Annotated in this window: 20 protein-coding genes; 18 read left to right on the forward strand and 2 right to left on the reverse strand. The window is 70.4% G+C overall.

Going from position 1 to position 21,022, the window contains the following annotated elements:
* Positions 1 to 122 precede the first annotated feature (122 nt).
* The 3 genes from OHA58_RS30435 (at position 123) to rpsD (ending at position 3,214) form a co-directional block, all read left to right on the forward strand.
* Positions 123 to 767 carry a vitamin K epoxide reductase family protein gene (locus OHA58_RS30435; protein ID WP_405482734.1) on the forward strand — a complete coding sequence of 215 codons (645 nt, stop codon included), beginning with the start codon at positions 123 to 125 and terminating at the stop codon, positions 765 to 767.
* Between the two features lie 81 nt (positions 768 to 848).
* On the forward strand, positions 849 to 2,234 hold the full coding sequence (locus tag OHA58_RS30440) for a replication-associated recombination protein A (protein WP_405482736.1): 1,386 nt from the start codon (positions 849 to 851) through the stop codon (positions 2,232 to 2,234).
* A 365-nt stretch (positions 2,235 to 2,599) separates the two neighbouring features.
* Complete coding sequence (rpsD, locus tag OHA58_RS30445) at positions 2,600 to 3,214, forward strand: 30S ribosomal protein S4 (protein WP_100597404.1); 615 nt, start codon at positions 2,600 to 2,602, stop codon at positions 3,212 to 3,214.
* A 30-nt stretch (positions 3,215 to 3,244) separates the two neighbouring features.
* On the opposite strand, the gene OHA58_RS30450 is transcribed toward rpsD, so the two are convergent.
* A complete protein-coding gene (locus OHA58_RS30450) occupies positions 3,245 to 5,449 on the reverse strand; it encodes an ATP-binding protein (protein WP_405482737.1) in 2,205 nt (734 codons plus the stop codon).
* Positions 5,450 to 5,608: 159 nt separating this feature from the next.
* On the opposite strand from OHA58_RS30450, the gene OHA58_RS30455 reads away from it, so the two are divergent.
* The 13 genes from OHA58_RS30455 to nusB all read left to right on the forward strand — a co-directional run bounded on the left by OHA58_RS30455 (position 5,609) and on the right by nusB (position 18,470).
* The gene (locus OHA58_RS30455) at positions 5,609 to 6,070 is read left to right on the forward strand and encodes a DUF948 domain-containing protein (RefSeq protein ID WP_405482738.1); all 462 of its coding nucleotides are present in this window, start codon (positions 5,609 to 5,611) and stop codon (positions 6,068 to 6,070) included.
* Between the two features lie 7 nt (positions 6,071 to 6,077).
* On the forward strand, positions 6,078 to 6,437 hold the full coding sequence (locus OHA58_RS30460) for a DUF6167 family protein (protein WP_405482740.1): 360 nt from the start codon (positions 6,078 to 6,080) through the stop codon (positions 6,435 to 6,437).
* Positions 6,437 to 9,106 (forward strand): alanine--tRNA ligase, encoded by a 2,670-nt coding sequence (gene alaS / locus OHA58_RS30465; protein WP_405482742.1) that lies wholly within the window; start codon positions 6,437 to 6,439, stop codon positions 9,104 to 9,106. Before OHA58_RS30460 ends, alaS begins: the two co-directional genes overlap by 1 nt.
* A complete protein-coding gene (gene ruvX, locus OHA58_RS30470; protein ID WP_116503402.1) occupies positions 9,106 to 9,570 on the forward strand; it encodes a Holliday junction resolvase RuvX in 465 nt (154 codons plus the stop codon). The genes alaS and ruvX overlap by 1 nt, the downstream gene beginning before the upstream one ends.
* 123 nt (positions 9,571 to 9,693) lie before the next feature.
* Complete coding sequence (gene mltG / locus OHA58_RS30475) at positions 9,694 to 11,349, forward strand: endolytic transglycosylase MltG (RefSeq protein ID WP_405482744.1); 1,656 nt, start codon at positions 9,694 to 9,696, stop codon at positions 11,347 to 11,349.
* A complete protein-coding gene (locus OHA58_RS30480) occupies positions 11,349 to 12,173 on the forward strand; it encodes a shikimate dehydrogenase (protein WP_405482745.1) in 825 nt (274 codons plus the stop codon). The genes mltG and OHA58_RS30480 overlap by 1 nt, the downstream gene beginning before the upstream one ends.
* Before the next feature lie 144 nt (positions 12,174 to 12,317).
* Positions 12,318 to 13,502, forward strand: a complete 1,185-nt coding sequence (gene aroC / locus OHA58_RS30485; RefSeq protein WP_405482746.1) for a chorismate synthase — start codon at positions 12,318 to 12,320, stop codon at positions 13,500 to 13,502.
* A gap of 29 nt (positions 13,503 to 13,531) precedes the next feature.
* Entirely contained in the window at positions 13,532 to 14,014 is a 483-nt protein-coding gene (locus OHA58_RS30490; protein ID WP_405485252.1) for a shikimate kinase, read from the forward strand.
* On the forward strand, positions 14,011 to 15,105 hold the full coding sequence (gene aroB, locus OHA58_RS30495) for a 3-dehydroquinate synthase (RefSeq protein ID WP_266668377.1): 1,095 nt from the start codon (positions 14,011 to 14,013) through the stop codon (positions 15,103 to 15,105). Before OHA58_RS30490 ends, aroB begins: the two co-directional genes overlap by 4 nt.
* Before the next feature lie 123 nt (positions 15,106 to 15,228).
* Positions 15,229 to 16,203: a Pro-rich N-terminal domain-containing protein gene (locus OHA58_RS30500; RefSeq protein ID WP_405482747.1), complete on the forward strand. Its 975-nt coding sequence runs from the start codon at positions 15,229 to 15,231 to the stop codon at positions 16,201 to 16,203.
* 93 nt (positions 16,204 to 16,296) lie between these two features.
* Positions 16,297 to 17,415, forward strand: a complete 1,119-nt coding sequence (locus OHA58_RS30505; RefSeq protein WP_405482749.1) for an aminopeptidase P family protein — start codon at positions 16,297 to 16,299, stop codon at positions 17,413 to 17,415.
* A gap of 51 nt (positions 17,416 to 17,466) precedes the next feature.
* On the forward strand, positions 17,467 to 18,033 hold the full coding sequence (gene efp / locus OHA58_RS30510) for an elongation factor P (RefSeq protein WP_266566568.1): 567 nt from the start codon (positions 17,467 to 17,469) through the stop codon (positions 18,031 to 18,033).
* Between the two features lie 2 nt (positions 18,034 to 18,035).
* Positions 18,036 to 18,470, forward strand: coding sequence for a transcription antitermination factor NusB (nusB, locus tag OHA58_RS30515; protein WP_100597416.1), 435 nt, complete (start codon positions 18,036 to 18,038; stop codon positions 18,468 to 18,470).
* Positions 18,471 to 18,640: 170 nt separating this feature from the next.
* Here the strand turns inward: nusB and bldD are convergent, their stop codons facing one another.
* On the reverse strand, positions 18,641 to 19,141 hold the full coding sequence (gene bldD / locus OHA58_RS30520; protein ID WP_100597417.1) for a transcriptional regulator BldD: 501 nt from the start codon (positions 19,139 to 19,141) through the stop codon (positions 18,641 to 18,643).
* Between the two features lie 243 nt (positions 19,142 to 19,384).
* On the opposite strand from bldD, the gene pyrR reads away from it, so the two are divergent.
* Together pyrR and OHA58_RS30530 are read left to right on the forward strand one after the other, a co-directional pair.
* Positions 19,385 to 19,960 carry a bifunctional pyr operon transcriptional regulator/uracil phosphoribosyltransferase PyrR gene (gene pyrR, locus OHA58_RS30525; protein WP_405482751.1) on the forward strand — a complete coding sequence of 192 codons (576 nt, stop codon included), beginning with the start codon at positions 19,385 to 19,387 and terminating at the stop codon, positions 19,958 to 19,960.
* 81 nt (positions 19,961 to 20,041) lie between these two features.
* Positions 20,042 to 21,019, forward strand: a complete 978-nt coding sequence (locus OHA58_RS30530; protein ID WP_100597419.1) for an aspartate carbamoyltransferase catalytic subunit — start codon at positions 20,042 to 20,044, stop codon at positions 21,017 to 21,019.
* Positions 21,020 to 21,022: the final 3 nt, after the last annotated feature.

Below are 21,022 nucleotides of genomic sequence, written 5' to 3' on the forward strand. Positions count from 1 at the left end.
GCTCTTCGCTGTTGTCTGCTGATGCCCCTACATGCTTATGCCCATCGAACGGTGGACACACAGGGGTGTGCGGCAGAATGAGGCTGCCAGCAGGCCACCACCACGAGCGACGGAACGGCGTGATGAGCGAGACGACGACGGCAAGCGACAGCGCCTCTTCCACCGGCGACGACGGAGCGGACGCTCCCCGCAGTGCCGGGGGTTCCCTGGGTTTCGCCCTGCTTCTGGTGATCACCGGTGCGGCGGGGCTGCTCGCGGCGTGGGTCATCACGATCGACAAGTTCAAGCTGCTGGAGGACCCGAACTTCACGCCGGGATGCAGTCTCAACCCGGTGGTGTCCTGCGGGAACATCATGAAGAGCGACCAGGCGTCGGCGTTCGGGTTCCCGAACCCGATGCTGGGTCTCGCGGCCTACGCCGTCGTGATCTGTGTGGGGATGAGTCTGCTGGGGCGGGCGAGGTTCCCGCGCTGGTACTGGCTGACGTTCAACGCGGGCACGCTGTTCGGGGTCGGATTCTGCACGTGGCTGCAGTTCCAGTCGCTGTACCGGATCAACTCGCTGTGCCTGTGGTGCTGTCTGGCGTGGGTCGCCACGATCGTCATGTTCTGGTACGTGACGTCGTTCAACGTGCGCAACGGGTTCCTGCCCGCGCCCTCCTGGCTGCGGTCGTTCTTCGGTGAGTTCACGTGGGTCCTGCCCGTGCTGCACGTCGGGATCATCGGGATGCTGATCCTTACGCGCTGGTGGGACTTCTGGACCAGCTGAGCCGCGGTCCGGACCGCGGCCGGGGCCCCTGCTTCACGGGGCCGGGCGGGATTGTCAGTGGGGTGACATAGGGTTTTCGACGTGGAGCCCGACCTGTTCACCGCCGCAGCCGAAGACCGCCAGGAAAAGGACCCGTCCAGCAGTCCCCTGGCCGTCCGGATGCGCCCGCGCACCCTCGACGAAGTCGTCGGCCAGCAGCATCTGCTGAAGCCCGGCTCACCCCTGCGCCGCCTCGTGGGGGAGGGCGATCGAGCCAACGGCGGGTACAGCCCCGCCGGGCCCTCGTCGGTGATCCTCTGGGGCCCGCCCGGCATCGGCAAGACGACCCTCGCGTACGTCGTCTCCAAGGCCACGAACAAGCGCTTCGTGGAGCTCTCCGCGATCACCGCGGGCGTCAAGGAAGTGCGGGCCGTCATCGACGGCGCCCGCCGGGCACTCGGCGGCCACGGCAAGGAGACCGTCCTCTTCCTCGACGAGATCCACCGCTTCAGCAAGGCCCAGCAGGACTCTCTGCTGCCGGCCGTCGAGAACCGCTGGGTCACGCTCATCGCGGCGACCACCGAGAACCCGTACTTCTCGATCATCTCCCCGCTCCTGTCCCGCTCCCTGCTCCTCACCCTCGAATCCCTCACGGACGATGACCTGCGCTCCCTGCTCCGGCGGGCCCTCACCGAGGAGCGTGGTCTCGGCGGCGCGGTCACGCTCCTCGAGGAGGCCGAGGGCCACCTCCTGCGCATCGCGGGTGGCGACGCGCGCCGGGCCCTCACGGCGCTGGAGGCGGGCGCGGGCTCGGCCCTCGCCAAGCAGGAGAAAGAGATCACCCTCCAGACCCTGGAGGAGTCCGTCGACCGCGCCGCGGTCAAGTACGACCGGGACGGCGACCAGCACTACGACGTCGCGAGCGCCCTGATCAAGTCCATCCGCGGCTCGGACGTGGACGCGGCCCTGCACTATCTGGCCCGCATGATCGAGGCCGGCGAGGACCCCCGCTTCATCGCCCGCCGCCTGATGATCTCCGCGAGCGAGGACATCGGCCTCGCCGACCCGACGGCGCTGCCCACAGCTGTCGCGGCCGCCCAGGCCGTCGCGATGATCGGCTTCCCGGAGGCGGCGCTCACCCTCAGCCACGCCACGATCGCCCTCGCCCTCGCCCCAAAGTCGAACTCCGCGACGACGGCGATCGGCGCCGCCATGGAGGACGTCCGCAAGGGCCTCGCGGGCCCCGTCCCGCCCCATCTGCGTGACGGCCACTACAAGGGCGCGGCCAAGCTCGGCCACGCGCAGGGATACGTGTATCCGCACGACGTCCCCGGAGGAATCGCCGCCCAGCAGTACGCGCCAGACGCGGTCAAGGGCAAGCGCTACTACCAGCCCACCCGGTACGGGGCGGAGGCCCGGTACGCGGACGTGGCCGAGCGCGTCCGCGAGCGCCTCACCGGCGAGCAGCCGGGCGCGACGGGCAGCTGACGCCCCGCGTGACCCCGGTCCGCAGCACTCCTCGCCACCCTGTAAACTTCCCGAAGCGCTGCGTCTCGCGTCCGGCCCCGGCCGGCACCACCAGAGCGGGACATGCAGCCGGAACCCCGACGCCGCAAGGCATGGGGATCCAGGAGCGTCGCGCACCGTCGATAGGTGTCGCGGGCAGCCCACCACCATCCCGGACCTCCGGGAAGCGGTCGGTGGGCCACTCGCGTGCTGCACGTATGTGCCCAGACCAGGGAGCGGCTGCCTGCCCCGTCCGCAAGGACAAGGCGGGTTTCCCCGGCTGCGGATGCGACCTCCCTTAACCCTGGTGAAGCCGTATCCACACAGAACAATGAGGTGTTTGGTTCATGACGAACCAGTCCCGCCCCAAGGTCAAGAAGTCGCGTGCCCTCGGTATCGCGCTGACCCCGAAGGCCGTCAAGTACTTCGAGGCCCGCCCCTACCCGCCGGGCGAGCACGGCCGCGGCCGCAAGCAGAACTCGGACTACAAGGTCCGTCTGCTCGAGAAGCAGCGTCTGCGCGCACAGTACGACGTGTCCGAGCGCCAGCTCGTCCGCGCCTACGAGCGTGCCGCCAAGACGCAGCTCAAGACCGGTGAGGCCCTGGTCATCGAGCTGGAGCGTCGTCTCGACGCCCTGGTTCTGCGTTCGGGCATCGCCCGCACGATCTACCAGGCCCGCCAGATGGTCGTTCACGGCCACATCGAGGTCAACGGTGGCAAGGTCGACAAGCCGTCGTACCGTGTCCGTCCCGACGACGTCGTGATGGTCCGCGAGCGCAGCCGCGAGAAGCCGCTGTTCCAGGTCGCGCGTGAGGGTGGCTTCGCCCCCGACGGCGAGATCCCGCGTTACCTCCAGGTCAACCTGAAGGCCCTGGCCTTCCGTCTGGACCGTGACCCGAACCGCAAGGAAATCCCCGTGATCTGCGACGAGCAGCTCGTCGTCGAGTACTACGCCCGCTGATCATCCGGCGGACGTAGCACTTCCTGCGTTTCAGCCCGTCGTCTCCCCGCCCTGCACGGTCGGGGAGGCGGCGGGTTCGCGCGTTTCCGGGGCCGGATGCGCGGTACGCGGCCCCGGCATCACCGTCGGCCGCGATGCGGTGTCCCGTCCGAGCGCCCGCTGGACAGCCTCCCCGGGCTCCAGGCGTGCCCCGGCCGCCACGAACGACTCGAACCGCGCGTCGCCGAGGATGGCCCGGGCGTCCGACGCACACCGCTCGTGCGGCGCGTTGTAGTACGCCGAGCCGAACAGCGGCAGCCCCACGGACGGCCAGATCCGGCCCGCAGCGCCCTGGAGCAGCGCCGCCTCACCCGCGTCCCCCTCCGTCACGGTGACGAGCGCCAGCAGCTCGATCGTCAGGACCGTGCCCAGCAGATCGTGGAACGTGTCCGCGATGACGAGGCACTCGCGCAGCAGCTGCCGCGCCCGCACCAGATCGCCCTTGGTCCACTCCGCGTACGCCAGGACATAGAGCGCGTAGGCCAGCGTCCACCGCTCGCCGTGGTCCTCGCAGACCAGCCGCACGTCCTCGCACAGCTCGACCGCCGCGGCCAGATCCCCCTGGAACGCCACGGCCATCGCCAGCTCGACCTGGCCCATCAGCACGCTGCTGTTCAGCTCACCGATCTCCCGGTACCCGGCGAGCGCCGTCCGCAGCAGTTCCTCGGCGCGCGGCATGTCGTCCGTGACCAGCGCCAGACAGCCCCTGCGATGCACCGCGTACGCGACCGCCGTGGCGTCGCCGATACGTTCCGCCTCGTCGTGGCACTCCTGGAGCGCGGCCAGCGCGGGCACCGTGTCTCCCTGGAGGATCGCCACATAGCCGAGCACCCACAGGGCCTTCAGACGGGACCGGGCGTAGTCGCCGTCCTCGGTCTCCGCGTCGAGCTCCACGCTGCGCTCCAGCCAGTGCCGCCCCTCCGACAGATGGCCGCAGCCCGCCCAGTAGAACCACAGCGTGCCCGCGAGGTACTGCCCCAGATGCGTCTCGCCCGGCTCCGTCAGACAGAACTCCAGCGCGGCCCGCAGATTCGGCAGCTCCGCCCCGATCTGCGCCGCCACCTGCGCCTGCCGCGGTGAGAACCAGTCCAGCTCGCACCACGTGGCGAGACCCATGTACCAGTCGCGGTGCCTGCGCCGCATCCGCGTGGTGTCGCCCGACGCCTCCAGCCAGTCCGCGCCGTACGCCCTGACCGTGTCGAGCATCCGGTAGCGCACCACGGAGTCCGCCTCCTCGCGGATCACCACGGACTGCGCGATCAGCTCCGAGAGCACATCGAGGACCGCATCGGCGTGCAGCCCCTCACCGCTGCAGAGGTATTCCGCCGCGGCCAGGTCGAACTGCCCGGAGAACACGGAGAGCCGCGCCCACAGCAGCCGCTCCCGCGCCGTGCACAGCTCGTGGCTCCAGCCGATCGCCGTCCGCAGCGTCTGATGCCGCGGCAGCGCCCCGCGCGTGCCGCCCGTCAGCAGCCTGAACCGGTCGTCGAGCCGGCCGAGGAGGTCCGCGGGCGACAGCGCCCGCAGCCGTCCGGCCGCCAGTTCCACCGCGAGCGGCAGACAGTCGAGCCGCCGGCAGACCTCGACGACTTCCGTCCGGTTCCCGTCGTCCAGGGTGAAGCCGGGCACCAGCGCGGCAGCCCGGTCCGCGAAGAGGTCGGCCGCGTCCGCCGTGCCGAGCGGCCCCAGCGGGAAGATGCGTTCCCCTTCGACCGACAGCGGCCTGCGCCCCACCGCGAGGATCCGCAGATCCGGCGCAGCGCCGAGGAGTTCCTGTACGAGTGAGGCGCAGGCGTCGACGAGATGCTCGAACCCGTCGATGACGAGCAGGAGTTGGCGCTGCCCGAGATGGTCGAGGAGGACATCGCGCTGCGGGCGGCTCGTGTGGTCGGTCAGTTCGAGGGCCGCGGCGAGCGCGTACTCGACCACGTTCGGCTCGCGCACCGTGGCCAGGTCCACCCGCCGGACGTCGTCGCAGCCCAGGCGCTCCGCGGCCAGCGCCGCCGCTCTCGCGGAGAAGCGGGACTTGCCGACGCCGCCGGCACCGGTCACGGTGACCAGGCGAGCCGCCTCAAGAGCCCGCGTGAGCTCGGTGAGTTCGGCGGCCCGACCGACGAAGCGGTTGAGCTCAAGAGGGAGGTTGCCGGGCGGGGTGGAACCCTCGGGCCTGTCTTCAGGGCGCAGTTCGCGTCGCATGAGGTACGGAGCGTACTCATGCGTAAGCAGTCCGTACAATCGGTACGGGCAATTCCGCCCGCGGTGAGCGGTAATCCGGTACGGAGCGCGGACCCCGGCGCGATAGGCTCGGGGGACTATTTCTTTCGGTGTTCTCGATGTTCATGGAAGCGGTGCTAAGTGTCCGGTGGAGAGGTGGCCGGGATCCTGGTGGCCGTCTTCTGGGCGATCCTGGTCTCCTTCCTCGCGGTGGCTCTGGCGAGGCTGGCCCAGACGCTCAGGGCGACCACCAAGCTCGTGGCGGATGTGACCGAGCAGGCGGTCCCGCTGCTTGCCGACGCCTCCGCGGCCGTGCGGTCCGCACAGACGCAGATCGACCGGGTCGACGCCATCGCGTCGGACGTCCAGGAAGTCACGTCGAACGCGTCGGCGCTGTCCTCCACCGTCGCCTCCACCTTCGGTGGCCCGCTCGTCAAGGTGGCCGCCTTCGGCTACGGCGTGCGCCGGGCGATCGGTCGCAAGTCCACGGGTGCCTCCGCAGCCGACGCGCCCGCCAAGCCGTCCCGCCGTACCGTGATCGTGGGCCGCACCGTCCCGTCGGCGCGGCGCAGCAAGCGGGACTCCCGGAATAAGAGGGACTGACGCAGCGATGTTCCGCCGTACGTTCTGGTTCACCGCGGGCGCAGCCGCCGGCGTATGGGCCACCACCAAGGTCAACCGCAAGCTGAAGAAGCTGACGCCGGAGAGCCTCGCCGCGCAGGCCGCGAACAAGGCGATCGAGGCGGGTCACCGTCTCAAGGACTTCGCCCTCGACGTCCGCGACGGCATGGCCGAGCGCGAGGCCGAACTCGACGACGCACTGGGCCTCAACGCCCCGGTGGACGCCGAACTCCCCGCGCAGCGCCGCTTCTCCGTCATCGAGAACCACGTGAAGAACAACCACGTGAAGAACAACCCCAAGTACCTCGAGAACACGACGTACTCGTACAACCGGAATGAGGACCACTGATGGAGTCGGCTGAAATCCGCCGCCGCTGGCTGAGCTTCTTCGAGGAGCGTGGCCACAAGGTCGTGCCCTCGGCGTCGCTCATCGCGGACGACCCGACTCTGCTGCTCGTCCCCGCGGGCATGGTCCCGTTCAAGCCGTACTTCCTCGGCGAGGTCAAGCCGCCCGCCCCGCGCGCCACATCGGTGCAGAAGTGCGTGCGCACGCCGGACATCGAAGAGGTCGGCAAGACGACCCGCCACGGCACGTTCTTCCAGATGTGCGGCAACTTCTCCTTCGGCGACTACTTCAAGGAAGGCGCCATCAAGTACGCCTGGGAGCTGCTCACCAGCTCCGTGGCGGACGGTGGTTACGGCCTCGACCCGGAGAAGCTCTGGATCACCGTCTACCTCGACGACGACGAGGCCGAGCGCATCTGGCACGAGGTCGTCGGCGTGCCCAAGGAGCGCATCCAGCGCCTGGGCAAGAAGGACAACTTCTGGTCCATGGGCGTCCCCGGCCCCTGCGGCCCGTGTTCCGAGATCAACTACGACCGCGGCCCCGAGTTCGGCGTCGAGGGCGGCCCGGCCGTCAACGACGAGCGGTACGTGGAGATCTGGAACCTGGTCTTCATGCAGTACGAGCGCGGCGTCGGCATCGGCAAGGAGGACTTCGAGATCCTCGGCGACCTGCCGTCGCAGAACATCGACACGGGTCTCGGCCTCGAGCGTCTCGCCATGATCCTGCAAGGCGTACAGAACATGTACGAGACGGACACCCTGCGCGTCGTCATGGACAAGGCCACCGAACTCACCGGTGTCCAGTACGGCGACAAGCACGACACCGACGTCTCGATGCGTGTGGTCGCCGACCACATGCGCACCTCCGTGATGCTCATCGGTGACGGCGTCACCCCCGGCAACGAGGGCCGTGGCTACGTCCTGCGCCGCATCATGCGCCGCGCCATCCGCAACATGCGCCTCATGGGCGCCACCGGTCCGGTCGTCAAGGACCTCGCCGACGTCGTGATCGACACGATGGGCCAGCAGTACCCGGAGCTCATCACCGACCGCAAGCGCATCGAGACCGTCGCCCTCGCCGAAGAGGCCGCCTTCCTCAAGGCCCTCAAGGGCGGCACGAACATCCTCGACACCGCCGTCATCGACACCAAGGCCGCGGGCGGCACGGTCCTCGCCGGCGACAAGGCGTTCCTGCTCCACGACACCTGGGGCTTCCCGATCGACCTCACCCTGGAGATGGCCGCCGAGCAGGGCCTGTCCGTGGACGAGGACGGCTTCCGGCGCCTGATGAAGGAGCAGCGGGAGCGCGCCAAGGCCGACGCCCAGGCCAAGAAGACCGGCCACGCCAACGTCGGCGCCTATCGCGAGATCGCGGACGCCGCCGGTGCCACCGACTTCATCGGCTACACGTCGACCGAGGGCGAGTCCACGATCGTCGGCCTGCTGGTCAACGGCGTCTCCTCCCCGGCCGCCTCCGAGGGCGACGAGGTCGAGGTCGTCCTCGACCGCACCCCCTTCTACGCCGAGGGCGGCGGCCAGATCGGCGACACCGGCCGCATCAAGCTGGACAACGGCGCGGTGATCGAGATCCGCGACTGCCAGAAGCCGGTCCCCGGCGTCTACGTCCACAAGGGCGTCGTCCAGGTCGGCGAGGTCACCGTCGGCGCCCCGGCCCAGGCCGTCATCGACGTGGCGCGCCGCCGCTCCATCGCCCGCGCCCACTCCGCCACGCACCTCACGCACCAGGCGCTGCGCGACGCCCTCGGCCCGACGGCCGCCCAGGCCGGCTCCGAGAACCAGCCCGGCCGCTTCCGCTTCGACTTCGGTTCGCCGTCCGCCGTGCCCACGGCCGTGATGACGGACGTCGAGCAGAAGATCAACGAGGTCCTCTCGCGCGAACTCGACGTGCAGGCCGAGGTCATGTCGATCGACGACGCCAAGAAGGCTGGCGCCATCGCCGAGTTCGGCGAGAAGTACGGCGAGCGCGTCCGCGTCGTCACCATCGGCGACTTCTCCAAGGAGCTCTGCGGCGGCACGCACGTGCACAACACCGCCCAGCTCGGCCTGGTGAAGCTGCTCGGCGAGTCGTCCATCGGCTCGGGCGTGCGCCGTATCGAGGCCCTCGTGGGCGTCGACGCGTACAACTTCCTCGCCCGCGAGCACACGGTCGTCGCCCAGCTCCAGGAGCTGGTCAAGGGCCGCTCCGAGGAGCTGCCGGAGAAGGTCTCGGCGATGCTCGGCAAGCTCAAGGACGCCGAGAAGGAGATCGAGAAGTTCCGCGCGGAGAAGGTCCTCCAGGCCGCCGCCGGTCTCGCCGCGGGCGCCACCGACGTGCGCGGGGTCGCCCTGGTCACCGGCCAGGTCCCGGACGGCACCGGCGCCGACGACCTGCGCAAGCTGGTCCTCGACGTGCGCGGCCGCATCCAGGGCGGACGCCCCGTGGTGGTGGCCCTGTTCACGACGGTCAACGGCAAGCCGCTGACGGTCATCGCCACGAACGAGGCCGCTCGTGAGCGCGGTCTGAAGGCCGGTGACCTGGTCCGCACGGCCGCCAAGACCCTCGGCGGCGGCGGTGGCGGCAAGCCGGACGTCGCCCAGGGCGGCGGCCAGAACCCGGCCGCCATCGGTGACGCCGTGGCCGCCGTCGAGCGCCTCGTCACGGAAACCGCCTGATGCGACGCGGCCGACGGCTCGCGATCGACGTCGGGGACGCCCGGATCGGGGTCGCCTCGTGCGACCCCGACGGGATCCTCGCCACCCCGGTGGAGACCGTGCCGGGACGCGATGTCCCGGCCGCCCACCGGCGGTTGCGGCAACTCGTCGAGGAGTACGAGCCGATCGAGGTCGTCGTCGGACTCCCTCGCTCCCTCAAGGGGGGCGAGGGGCCGGCCGCGGTCAAGGTCCGCGCGTTCGCCCAGGAGCTGGCCGGCGGGATCGCCCCCGTCGGCGTGCGGCTCGTGGACGAGAGGATGACCACAGTGACGGCCAGTCAGGGACTGCGCGCCTCGGGCGTGAAGTCCAAAAAGGGCCGGTCTGTCATCGACCAGGCGGCTGCGGTCATCATCCTCCAGCAGGCACTGGAGTCCGAACGGGCGTCAGGTAAAGCTCCGGGCGAGGGCGTCGAAGTGGGCATCTGATCGCGATACGGTAACGTTCCGCGCGACCGGCGGCGTTCGAACAGCTGCCGCACAGCATCAAGAGGCGGACCGGTTGCCCTGCCACCCAGACGCGGCCGCCGCCTCGCGGCTTGTAGGGGATCGATGACTGAGTATGGCCGGGGCCCTGGCTCCGAACCGTGGCACCCCGAGGACCCGCTGTACGGGGACCAGGGGTGGGGGCAGCAGGCCGCCGACGGCCGGCCTGCCTACGGCGGCCAGGGGCAGTACCACCCTCAGCAGCCGCAGCAGCATCCTCAGTCCCAGCAGCAGCCGCAGCAGCAGTACGGCGGCGAGTGGGGCACCGGTCAGCACGACCAGTACGGCCAGCAGTACGGCGGCGGTCAGCAGTACGGCGGTCAGCCGCAGGGTGGCGGCTGGGACACCGGTCAGCACGGCCATGTCCCGTACAATGCCGACCCGGTGGACCCGTACGGCGGTCAGCAGCAGCCTGTCGCATACGGCGGTGAGCAGCCGGATCTCTACGGCACCCCCGACGCGTACCCGCCACCGGAGCCGCCCGGTCGGCGCGGGGCCGCCGCGGAGCCGGAAACGGACTGGGACCCGGGCCCCGACCAGGGTGAGCACGCGTTCTTCGCCGGTGGCGGCGATGACGACGGCGACGACTACGACGACCCGCGCGACCGGGGCAGCCGCCGCGGCCGCGGCGGCAAGAAGCCGAAGAAGCGGCGCAGCGGATGCGCCTGCCTGGTCCTCACCGTGGTCTTCGCGGGCGGCGTCGGCGGTGTCGGCTATTTCGGCTACCAGTTCTATCAGGACCGTTTCGGATCGGCGCCGGATTACGCGGGGTCCGGAAATGGCGAACCCGTTTCCGTGGACATTCCCCCGGGCGCGGGCGGCTATGTCATCGGCCAGCGTCTGAAGGACGCGGGCGTCATCAAGAGCGTGGACGCCTTCGTTGCGGCGCAGGAGCAGAATCCGCGGGGCACGTCCATTCAGGACGGCGGATATACGCTCGAGAAGGAAATGTCGGCCGCAAGCGCGCTCGAGATGATGCTCAGCCCGAGCAGCCGGAACAACCTGATCATCGCCGAGGGCCGCCGTAACGTGTGGGTCTACCAGCAGATCGACAAGCGGCTCGGCATTGCCAAGGGGACCACGCAAGAGGTCGCGAAGAAGGACTACAAGAAGCTCGGACTGCCCTCCTGGGCCATGAACGAGCCGAATGTGAAGGACCCGCTGGAAGGGTTCCTCTACCCGTCCAGCTACGGCGTCGCCAAGGGCGGAAAGCCCGAGACGGTCCTGAAGCAGATGGTGTCGCGGGCGACCGAGAAGTACGAGGCCTACGGCGTCGAGAAGAAGGCCAAGAGCCTTGGCCTCGACAGCCCGTGGCAGCTGATCACGGTGGCGAGCCTCGCGCAGGCCGAGGGTACGAGCCACGACGACTTCCGCAAGATGGCCGAGGTCGTCTACAACCGCCTCAAGCCCGGCAACGAGCAGACGAACGGAATGCTGGAGTTCGACTCCACATACAACTACGTCAAGAACCAGAGCAAGATCGACCTGAGCCTCACCGCGCTGCGCAAGTACGACAACCGCTACAACACGTACTACTACAAGGGCCTGCCGCCCGGGCCGATCGGAAACCCGGGTGAGGAAGCTCTGAAGGGCGCCACCGACCCGACCAGCGACGGCTGGTACTACTTCATCTCGATGGACGGCAAGACCAGCGAGTTCACCAAGACGAACGACGAACACCAGAAGCTGGTCGACAAGTGGAACGCGTCGAGGAAGAACTGATGTCAGCAATCAGAAGGGCGGCCGTACTCGGGTCGCCCATCGCCCACTCCCTTTCCCCGGTGCTGCACCGCGCCGCCTACGAGGAATTGGGCCTGACGGACTGGTCCTACGACCGTTTCGAGGTCGACGAGGTGGCTCTGCCCGACTTCCTGGCCGGGCTCGGGCCCGAGTGGGCGGGCCTCTCGCTGACCATGCCGCTGAAGCGCGCCGTGATCCCGCTGCTCGACACGATCAGTGACACGGCCGCCTCCGTCGAGGCCGTCAACACCGTCGTCCTCACCGAGGACGGGCACAAGATCGGCGACAACACCGACATCCCCGGCATGGTCGCCGCCCTCGCCGAGCGCGGCATCGACAAGGTCGAGTCCGCCGCGATCCTGGGCGCGGGCGCCACCGCCTCCTCCGCGCTCGCCGCCCTGTCGCGCATCTGCGCCGGCGAGATCGTCGCGTACGTACGCAGCGACGCCCGCGCCGCCGAGATGCGGGAGTGGGGCGAGCGGCTCGACGTGGACGTGAAGATCGGGAAGTGGTCGGACGCGGCGCGTGCCTTCACCGCGCCGCTGGTCGTCGCCACGACGCCCGCCGGAACCACGGACGCCCTCGCCGCCGACATCCCCGAACGGCCCGGCACCCTCTTCGACGTCCTCTACGACCCTTGGCCGACACAGCTCGCGGCCCGCTGGTCCGGGTACGGCGGAGCGGTCGTCAGCGGGCTCGACCTGCTGGTGCACCAGGCCGTCCTCCAGGTCGAGCAGATGACGGGGCGCGCCCCGGCGCCGCTCGGTGCGATGCGCCGGGCGGGGGAGCGGGCGCTCGCAGGCTGACCCGGGCCGCGTCCGTCCAGGCGTCCGTCTGATGGACCGGGGGCCGGGTCGGGTGCGCGGACGTGGGAGGATCGGGGGTGGCGGGCCAGGGCCGCGCACCCGGCCGCGCCATCGCAGTTCGAGGCGCGAGCAAGAGGAGCACCGTTGAGCAGGTTGCGCTGGCTGACCGCTGGGGAGTCCCACGGACCCGCACTTGTCGCGACGCTGGAGGGACTTCCCGCCGGCGTGCCGATCACCACGGAGATGGTGGCGGACCACCTGGCCCGGCGGCGGCTCGGCTATGGACGCGGCGCGCGGATGAAGTTCGAGCGCGACGAGGTGACCTTCCTCGGCGGCGTGCGCCACGGCCTCACCATGGGCTCGCCGGTCGCGGTCATGGTGGGCAACACCGAGTGGCCCAAGTGGGAGCAGGTCATGTCGGCCGACCCGGTCGACCCCGAGATCCTCGCCGATCTGGCGCGCAACGCGCCGCTGACCCGGCCCCGCCCCGGTCACGCCGACCTCGCCGGTATGCAGAAGTACGGCTTCGACGAGGCCCGGCCGATCCTGGAGCGCGCCTCCGCCCGTGAGACGGCGGCCCGCGTCGCGCTCGGCGCCATCGCCCGCTCCTACCTCAAGGAGACGGCCGGCATCGAGATCGTCAGCCACGTCACCGAGCTGGCGAACGCCAAGGCCCCCTACGGCGTCTACCCGACCCCGGCCGACGTCGACAAGCTCGACGCCGACCCGGTGCGCTGCCTGGACGCGGACGCGTCGAAGGCGATGGTCGCGGAGATCGACCAGGCCCACAAGGACGGCGACACCCTCGGCGGCGTCGTCGAGGTCCTCGCCTACGGCGTGCCGGTGGGCCTCGGCTCGCACGTGCACTGGGACCGGCGTCTTGACGCCCGGCTCGCGGGGGCCCTCATGGGCATCCAGGCCATCAAGGGTGTCGAGGTCGGCGACGGCTTCGAGCTCGCGCGCGTGCCCGGTTCGAAGGCGCACGACGAGATCGTGACCACGGACGACGGCATCAAGCGCACGTCGGGCCGCTCCGGCGGCACCGAGGGCGGCCTCACCACCGGTGAACTGCTGCGTGTGCGCGCCGCGATGAAGCCCATCGCGACCGTCCCGCGCGCGCTGGCCACCATCGACGTGGCGACCGGCGAGGCCGCGAAGGCCCACCACCAGCGCTCAGACGTGTGCGCGGTCCCGGCCGCAGGCATCGTCGCCGAGGCCATGGTCGCGCTCGTCCTCGCCGACGCCGTCGCGGAGAAGTTCGGCGGCGACAGCGTCCCCGAGACCCGGCGCAACGTGCAGTCGTACCTCGACCACCTCCAGATCCGGTGACCGGCCCGCTGGTCGTACTCGTCGGCCCCATGGGCGTAGGCAAGTCCACGGTGGGGGAGCTGCTCGCCGAGTGGCTGGGCTGCCCCTACCGGGACACCGACGCCGACATCGTGGCCGCTCAGGGCCGCCCCATCGCGGACATCTTCGTGGACGAGGGCGAGCCCCGCTTCCGCGAACTCGAGCGGCAGGCCGTGCACGCGGCTGTCGCCGAGCACAGCGGTGTGCTCGCACTCGGCGGCGGAGCGATCCTCGACGAGTCGACGCGCGCGCTGCTCGCTCCGCTCCCCGTCGTCTATCTGTCGATGGACGTCGAGGAGGCGGTCAAGCGGACCGGCCTCAACACGGCCCGTCCGCTGCTCGCCGTCAACCCGCGCCGCCAGTGGCGCGAGCTGATGGAGGCCCGCCGCCACCTGTACACCGAAGTCGCCCGCGTCGTCGTACCCACCGACGACCGCACCCCCGAAGAGGTCGCCCGCGCGGTCCTCGACGCCCTGGAGTTGAAGAAGGCATGACCGAGCAGCAGGTGACCCGGATCCAGGTCGGCGGCACAGCGGGCACCGACCCGTACGAGGTCCTCGTCGGACGTCAGCTCCTCGGTGAACTCGGCGGTCTGATCGGCGAGTCCGCCCAGCGCGTCGCGATCATCCACCCCGAGGCGCTCGCCGAGACCGGTGAGGCGCTGCGCGGCGACCTCGCCGACCAGGGCTTCGAGGTCGTCGCCATCCAGGTGCCCAACGCCGAGGAGGCCAAGACCGCCGAGGTCGCCGCCTACTGCTGGAAGGCGCTCGGCCAGTCCGGCTTCACCCGCACCGACGTCATCGTCGGCGTGGGCGGCGGCGCCACCACGGACCTCGCCGGGTTCGTGGCCGCGACCTGGCTGCGAGGGGTGCGCTGGATCGCCGTGCCGACCACCGTGCTCGGCATGGTGGACGCGGCCGTCGGCGGCAAGACCGGGATCAACACCGCCGAGGGCAAGAACCTCGTGGGGTCCTTCCACCCGCCGGCCGGCGTGCTCTGCGACCTCGCGGCCCTCGACTCGCTGCCGGTCAACGACTTCGTGTCCGGCCTCGCGGAGATCATCAAGGCCGGCTTCATCGCCGACCCGGCGATCCTCGACCTGATCGAGTCCGACCCCGAGGCGGCGCGCTCCCCGCAGGGCCCGCACACCGCCGAGCTCATCGAGCGCTCCATCAAGGTCAAGGCCGAGGTCGTCTCCGGCGACCTCAAGGAGTCGGGCCTGCGCGAGATCCTCAACTATGGGCACACCCTGGCGCACGCCATCGAGAAGAACGAGCGGTACAAGTGGCGGCACGGCGCCGCCGTCTCCGTCGGCATGCACTTCGCCGCCGAACTCGGCCGTCTCGCCGGACGCCTGGACGACGCGACCGCCGACCGGCACCGCACCGTCCTCGAGTCGGTCGGGCTGCCCCTGAGCTACCGCTACGACCAGTGGCCCAAGCTGCTGGAGAACATGAAGGTCGATAAGAAGTCCCGCGGCAACCTGCTGCGGTTCATCGTCCTCGACGGCCTCGCCAAGCCGACGGTCCTCGAAGGACCCGACCCGGCCGTGCTCCTCGCGGCGTACGGCGAAGTGGCCGAATAGCCCCCGCCTTCGGGCACTTCGCGACCTCCCCGGCCGTTCACACAACGGCGGCCGGGGAAGGTACCGTTCGGTAGCGCCTTGTTCGCCGGCGCCAGTTGCCTGTACGAGACGGAGTCGCACCGGATGCAGCACGCAGTGGGTTCGCCGCTGCCGCCGCCCCCTCAGCCGGGGCACGGACCGGCCGCCGGCTGGTCCCAGGCCGCGCATCACCCGGGCGCCCACCCGGGCCCCGGACCGGCGGGTCCGCCACACCCTGCCCCGGGCTTCGCGGGCCCACCCGGCCCCTCGGGCCCGGCCCCGCACGCACCCGCGCCGCACGCTCCGACGCCCGCCCCGCACCAACCCGCGCCGCACCCCCAGGCCCCGCACACCCAGCCGCCGCAGGGCCAGCCCCCGCACCCGGGCGTCGTCCCTCAGCACGCCCCCCAGCAGTCCCCGCAACCCCCCTCGCGGGACACCACGGGCCATGTGCAGCTCCCGCCCGGCGGCCCCGTCGCCATGCCGAGCCCGCCGCCCGCGGCCGGCACCGCCGACGCCACCGCCACGACGCTCGCAGTCCTGCTCATCGGCCCCGCCGGCGCGGGCAAGACGAGCGTCGCCAAGTACTGGGCCGACCAGCGCCGCGTCCCCACGGCCCACATCAGCCTCGACGACGTACGCGAGTGGGTGCGCTCCGGCTTCGCCGACCCGCAGTCGGGGTGGAACGACCACTCCGAGGCCCAGTACCGCCTCGCCCGCCGCACCTGCGGCTTCGCCGCGCGCAACTTCCTGGCCAACGGCATCTCGTGCATCCTCGACGACGCCGTCTTCCCGGACCGCCCGGTCGTGGGTCTCGGCGGCTGGAAGCGGCACGTGGGCCCCGGCCTGCTGCCCGTGGTGCTGCTCCCCGGCCTGGAGATCGTCCTCGAGCGCAACGCGGAGCGCAGCGGGAACCGCCGCCTCACGGACGAGGAGGTCGCCCGCATCCACGGCCGCATGGCCGGCTGGTACGGCTCGGGCCTGCCCATCATCGACAACTCCCAGATGGACGTGCCCACCACGGCCCGCGTCCTGGACGACGTACTCGCCCGCTCGATCGCGAGCCCGCCCCAGTGGTAGCGGGCCGCGCAGAGCACCCTGGAGAGGCCACCTCGCCGCCCGTCCGGACGCGCTGACCAGGCCGCGCACCTCTGTCACTCGTACGCTCGATTCATGTCAGAGGTGTACGCGGCCCGTAGGGACCGGCTGAGGGAGCGCGCTGCGGCGGGCGGCAGTGCCGCCGCCCTTGTCTCGCGCCCCGCCAACGTTCGCTATCTCGCGGGCGCGGCGCCCCACGGCGCCGTACTCCTGCTGGGGAAGGGCCCCGACGCCGAAGGTGACGTCCTGATGTGCCGGCTGCCGCCCAGCGAGCAGCCCGCCGAGGGACGGCCCGACGAGTCGCTGCGCATCCAGGTGCTCGATGCGCCCGGCGGGGACCCCGCCGTCGCCGCCGCCGACGTCGCGCTCTCCCTGGGGGCGGATTCGCTGGCCGTGGAGGAACACCATCTGACCGTGGCCAGGCACCGGGCGCTCGGCTCCGTGGCGCCCCGGCTGCGCCTCGCCGACCTGGGCGGCGCCGTGGAGCAGCTGCGGCTCGTCAAGGACGAGGACGAGATCTCCTGCCTGCGCATCGCCGCCGAGATCGCCGACCAGGCCCTCGGTGAACTGCTCGAATCGATCCTCGTCGGCCGCACCGAACGCCATCTCGCCCTGGAGCTGGAGCGCCGCCTGGTCGACCACGGCGCCGACGGCCCCGCCTTCCCGACCTCGGTCGGCACCGGGCCGAACTCGGGCCGCGGCGGCCACCGCCCCACCGATCGCCGCGTCGAAGAGGGTGACTTCCTCTCGGTCTGCCTCGGCGCCGCCTACCGCGGATACCGCTGCGAGATCGGCCGTACGTTCGTCATCGGCACCTCGCCCGCGGACTGGCAGATCGACCTGTACGACCTGGTCTTCGCAGCCCAGAGGGCCGGCCGGGAGAGCCTCGCACCCGGCGCCGAGTGCCGTGAGGTGGACCGGGCGGCACGCCATGTACTGGACTCCGCGGGGTACGCGGACGGCCTCTCACAGCTCACCGGACACGGTGTCGGACTCGAAATCGACGAGGAGCCGCAGTTGGCCCCCGCGGCCATGGGTAAACTGGACCTTTGTGTGCCGGTCACCGTCGAACCGGGGGTCCACCTCCCGGGCCGGGGCGGTGTCCGGATCGATGACACGCTCGTCGTGCGCCCCGAGGCGGACGGCGGACCCGAGCTACTCACCATTACGACCAAGGAGCTGCTCGCGCTGTAACGGCGCGCGCCCCCGGGGTCGTCCATCGTCAGTCCAGGAGATTCCGCAACCGTGGCTTCCACGAACGACCTCAAGAACGGCCTGGTGCTCAAGCTCGACGGGGGCCAGCTCTGGTCCGTCGTCGAGTTCCAGCACGTCAAGCCCGGCAAGGGCCCTGCCTTTGTGCGCACCAAGCTCAAGAACGTGCTGTCCGGGAAGGTCGTCGACAAGACCTTCAACGCCGGCGTCAAGGTCGAGACGGCCACGATCGACAAGCGCGACATGCAGTTCTCGTACATGGATGGCGAGTACTTCGTCTTCATGGACATGCAGACGTACGACCAGCTCATGGTCGACCGCAAGTCCGTCGGTGACGCCGCCAACTTCCTGATCGAGGGCTTCACCGCCTCCGTCGCGCAGCACGAGGGCGAGGTGCTCTTCGTCGAGCTGCCGGCCGCCGTCGAGCTCGTCGTCCAGGAGACCGAGCCGGGCGTCCAGGGCGACCGCTCCACCGGTGGCACCAAGCCCGCCACGCTGGAGACCGGCCACCAGATCCAGGTGCCGCTCTTCATCACGACCGGCGAGAAGATCAAGGTCGACACCCGCACCAGCGACTACCTCGGCCGGGTGAACAGCTAACCGTGGCTGCTCGCAACACGGCCCGCAAGCGCGCCTTCCAGATCCTCTTCGAGGCGGACCAGCGCGGAGTCGACGTCCAGACGGTCCTCGCGGACTGGATCCGGCATTCCCGGAGCGACACCCGGCAGCCGCCGGTCAGCGAGTACACGATGGAGCTGGTCGAGGGCTACGCCCGCAAGACCGCCCGCATCGACGAGCTCATCTCGCAGTACGCCGTCGGGTGGACCCTGGACAGGATGCCGGTCGTCGACCGCAACATCCTGCGCCTGGGCGCCTACGAGCTCGTCTGGGTCGACGACACCCCGGACGCCGTGGTGCTCGACGAGGCCGTGCAGCTCGCCAAGGAGTTCTCCACGGACGACTCCCCGGCCTTCGTCAACGGGCTTCTGGGCCGCTTCAAGGACCTGAAGCCGACGCTGCGCCGCGACGAGGCGTAGCAGGCGCAGACAGCGACAGCACATCAGGCCCGGTGCGGAACATGAACCATGTTCCGCACCGGGCCTGATGTCTTTTGTACGCGGGGGAGCGGCCCGGAAACGCCGCAGGGGCGGGCCGCGAAAACGCGGGCCCGCCCCTCCGGCGTGACGTTTCTGCCGATTTCTGTCTGTCAGAGGTCGTCGTGAGCGACAGCGCGACGCGCGTCGGCGTCCAGGACGCCCCAGCTGATGAGCTGCTCGGTGAGGACCGAGGGCGACTGGTCGTAGATGACGGCGAGGGTGCGCAGGTCGTCCTGGCGGATCGACAGCACCTTGCCGTTGTAGTCACCGCGCTGGGACTGGATCGTCGCCGCGTAGCGCTGCAGGGGACCCGCCTTCTCCGGCGGGACGTGGGCCAGGCGCTCCAGGTCGAGAACGAGCTTCGGCGGGGGCTCGGCCGCACCGCCCGGCGTGGTGCCCGGCAGGAGCTCCTGCACCGGCACCCCGTAGAAGTCCGCCAGCTCGGCGAGGCGCTGCACGGTCACGGCACGGTCGCCGCGCTCGTACGAACCGACCACGACCGCCTTCCAGCGTCCCTGGGACTTCTCCTCGACACCATGGAGGGAAAGGCCCTGCTGGGTGCGGATGGCGCGGAGCTTGGCCCCGAGCTGTTTGGCGTATTCGCTGGACATATAGCTCCCGGACGCTGTATCAACGTGCGGCTCCGCCGCGTGGCTGGTAACTCACTGTGAGGTTACGCAGCGTTACTTGGCTGCGTCAAGCCGAGTGGTCCGTTATCGACCTTCCCTCGGAACGGCGTGTCTCGCACCTCCAGGGGGGTGATCGGTGGCGTTGCGGGCCTGGTACCGTGGATGGCGCAAATCCGACGTCCTTTAAGGTCCGTCCCGTGAGGCGGAGAAGGAGGTCCGTTTTTTATGGACATCAGCAGCTCCGATGAGGCACGCCCCGTACTCGAGGGCCCCGACATCGCGCGGGTACTGACCCGCATCGCTCACGAGATCGTCGAGCGCGCCAAGGGCGCCGAAGACGTCGTGCTCCTGGGCATTCCCACCCGCGGCGTCTTCCTGGCCCGCCGGCTCGCGGACAAGCTCGAAGAGATCACCGGACAGAAGATCCCGGTCGGCTCCCTAGACATCACCATGTACCGCGACGACCTGCGCATGCACCCGCCGCGTGCGCTGGCCCGCACGGAGATCCCCGCCGACGGCATCGACGGCCGCCTCGTCGTCCTCGTCGACGACGTGCTCTTCTCCGGCCGCACGATCCGCGCGGCACTCGACGCCCTGAACGACATCGGGCGCCCCCGCGCCGTGCAGCTCGCGGTCCTCGTCGACCGCGGCCACCGCGAACTCCCCATTCGCGCCGACTACGTCGGCAAGAACCTCCCCACGTCGCTGCGGGAGACGGTCAAGGTCCAGCTCGCCGAGGAGGACGGACGCGACTCCGTGCTGCTCGGCGCCAAGCGGGCCGCTCCGGCCGGCGAGCAGTAGCCACCCTCAGCCCGACCCTGAGGGTGCCGCCGCGCGCCCGTATGCCCGAATACTCCTGAACTTTCCTACGGAGCCTCCCCGATGATGCGACACCTCATCTCGGCCGCCGACCTCACCCGCGACGACGCCGTCCTCATCCTCGACACCGCCGAGGAGATGGCCCGGGTCGCCGACCGGCCGATCAAGAAGCTGCCCGCCCTGCGCGGCCGCACGATCTGCAACCTCTTCTTCGAGGACTCGACCCGCACCCGGATCTCCTTCGAGGCCGCCGAGAAGCGCCTCTCCGCGGACGTCATCAACTTCGCCGCCAAGGGATCCAGCGTCTCCAAGGGCGAGTCCCTCAAGGACACCGCCCAGACCCTGGAGGCGATGGGCGTCGACGCCGTCGTCATCCGGCACGGCGCCTCCGGCGCGCCCTACCGCCTCGCCACCTCGGGCTGGATCGACGCCCCGGTCATCAACGCGGGCGACGGCACCCACCAGCACCCCACGCAGGCGCTCCTCGACGCGTTCACGATGCGCCGCCGCCTCGTCGGCCGCGACGCCGGACTCGGCAAGGACCTCGAGGGCAAGCGCATCACGCTCGTCGGGGACGTCCTGCACAGCCGCGTCGCCCGCTCGAACGTCGACCTGCTGCACACCCTCGGCGCCGAGGTCACCCTCGTCGCCCCGCCCACCCTCGTCCCGGTCGGCGTCGAGACCTGGCCCTGCGAGGTCTCGTACGACCTCGACAGCACGCTGCCGAAGTCCGACGCCGTCATGATGCTGCGCGTTCAGCGCGAGCGGATGAACGCCGCCTTCTTCCCGACCGAGCGCGAGTACTCGCGGCGCTACGGCCTGGACGGCGACCGCATGGCGAAGATGCCCGAGCACGCCATCGTGATGCACCCGGGCCCGATGGTCCGCGGCATGGAGATCACCGCCGAGGTCGCCGACTCCGACCGCTGCACGGTCATCGAGCAGGTCGCCAACGGCGTCTCCATCCGCATGGCCGTCCTGTACCTGCTTCTGGGCGGCAACGAGCCCGCCGTCACCCACACCCGTACCGAGGAGAAGTAAGAA

Source organism: Streptomyces sp. NBC_00009 (assembly GCF_045040855.1).
GTDB classification, from domain to species: domain Bacteria; phylum Actinomycetota; class Actinomycetes; order Streptomycetales; family Streptomycetaceae; genus Streptomyces; species Streptomyces aureus.

Coding starts and splice junctions, on each gene's coding strand:
- OHA58_RS30435 (WP_405482734.1), top strand. CDS start 123: ATGAGCGAGACGACGACGGCAAGCGACAGCGCCTCTTCCACCGGCGAC.
- rpsD (WP_100597404.1), top strand. CDS start 2,600: ATGACGAACCAGTCCCGCCCCAAGGTCAAGAAGTCGCGTGCCCTCGGT.
- OHA58_RS30450 (WP_405482737.1), bottom strand. CDS start 5,449: ATGCGACGCGAACTGCGCCCTGAAGACAGGCCCGAGGGTTCCACCCCG.
- OHA58_RS30460 (WP_405482740.1), top strand. CDS start 6,078: ATGTTCCGCCGTACGTTCTGGTTCACCGCGGGCGCAGCCGCCGGCGTA.
- alaS (WP_405482742.1), top strand. CDS start 6,437: ATGGAGTCGGCTGAAATCCGCCGCCGCTGGCTGAGCTTCTTCGAGGAG.
- ruvX (WP_116503402.1), top strand. CDS start 9,106: ATGCGACGCGGCCGACGGCTCGCGATCGACGTCGGGGACGCCCGGATC.
- mltG (WP_405482744.1), top strand. CDS start 9,694: ATGACTGAGTATGGCCGGGGCCCTGGCTCCGAACCGTGGCACCCCGAG.
- OHA58_RS30480 (WP_405482745.1), top strand. CDS start 11,349: ATGTCAGCAATCAGAAGGGCGGCCGTACTCGGGTCGCCCATCGCCCAC.
- OHA58_RS30490 (WP_405485252.1), top strand. CDS start 13,532: ATGGGCGTAGGCAAGTCCACGGTGGGGGAGCTGCTCGCCGAGTGGCTG.
- aroB (WP_266668377.1), top strand. CDS start 14,011: ATGACCGAGCAGCAGGTGACCCGGATCCAGGTCGGCGGCACAGCGGGC.
- OHA58_RS30500 (WP_405482747.1), top strand. CDS start 15,229: ATGCAGCACGCAGTGGGTTCGCCGCTGCCGCCGCCCCCTCAGCCGGGG.
- OHA58_RS30505 (WP_405482749.1), top strand. CDS start 16,297: ATGTCAGAGGTGTACGCGGCCCGTAGGGACCGGCTGAGGGAGCGCGCT.
- bldD (WP_100597417.1), bottom strand. CDS start 19,141: ATGTCCAGCGAATACGCCAAACAGCTCGGGGCCAAGCTCCGCGCCATC.
- pyrR (WP_405482751.1), top strand. CDS start 19,385: ATGGACATCAGCAGCTCCGATGAGGCACGCCCCGTACTCGAGGGCCCC.
- OHA58_RS30530 (WP_100597419.1), top strand. CDS start 20,042: ATGATGCGACACCTCATCTCGGCCGCCGACCTCACCCGCGACGACGCC.